The sequence below is a fragment of the Candidatus Thiosymbion oneisti genome (genome assembly GCF_900092655.1).
Classification (GTDB): domain Bacteria; phylum Pseudomonadota; class Gammaproteobacteria; order Chromatiales; family Chromatiaceae; genus Thiosymbion; species Thiosymbion oneisti.
This window is the reverse complement of sequence record NZ_FLUY01000175.1, coordinates 1-796: the sequence shown is the minus strand read 5'-3', so window position 1 is coordinate 796 and position 796 is coordinate 1. Positions and strand designations below refer to the sequence as shown.

Annotated in this window: 1 protein-coding gene; it reads right to left on the bottom strand. The window is 54.8% G+C overall.

Features of this window, described 5'->3' with window-relative positions; all coding sequences use genetic code 11:
• Positions 1-98 precede the first annotated feature (98 nt).
• Complete coding sequence (locus BQ17_RS01635) at positions 99-656, bottom strand: Uma2 family endonuclease (RefSeq protein WP_089724000.1); 558 nt, start codon at positions 654-656, stop codon at positions 99-101.
• Positions 657-796 lie beyond the last annotated feature (140 nt).

The following is a 796-nucleotide window of genomic DNA, read 5'->3' as shown; positions in this document are numbered from 1 at the left end:
AACCGCGGCAAAGGGCTCATGGATTCCCTCCTCGGTCTGCTGCTGCGCTAACAGTCTGGAATCCATAAAGAGCCTTCCCTTATTTGTCAGATCACCGGTCAGGCAAGTCCCACAACTTCGGCCAGATCCCGGCGAAATCCAATCGATAAGAGTTCGATCTCGTCCTCCGGATTCAAGCAGATACGTGTCCAGAAAGCGCCGCTACGGCGGTAAAGTATGGCCTCGTGCGTTTTCGGATCCAGCAACAGGTATTCTTCCAGAGAATCCAGGGTCTGGTAATTGACCCGTTTTTCACCGTCGTCGATAGCGGCCGTCCGAGGTGACAGGACCTCCACGATCAGTTTGGGGTCCGTCTCGAAGTAATCGTCGGCATCCGCCGTCAACGGATTGCAGCACAGCAGGATGTCCGGATAGTAGAAGCGGTTCGCGCGCTCTATGCGAACCTTCATGTCGAATTGGAAGATCCGGCACGGGGAACCTGTAAGGTGGTTGCCGAACAAACGTGCCACGCGCGTCGCGAGCAGATTGTGCGCCCGCGAGCCACCGGCCATTGCCACCAATTCACCGTCGAGGTACTCGTGACGCCGTTCGGCATCCCGTTCGATTTCCAGATATTCGTCCGTCGTCAGACGGTTGACGGGGGTAGCGAGCGACATGGCAGGCGCACCGGCATGATTTGCATTACGTAAACGCTATTCCTCGTTGAAAACCAGGTCAACCCCTGAGATATCCCCACATTATTTCTATCTAAGACAACAAGTTGTAGTGTGTAGTTACTGTCGATCTGGACATGCAT

Excerpts from the sequence above, each read along its gene's own strand:
- BQ17_RS01635 (WP_089724000.1), bottom strand. The coding sequence starts at position 656 with ATGTCGCTCGCTACCCCCGTCAACCGTCTGACGACGGACGAATATCTG.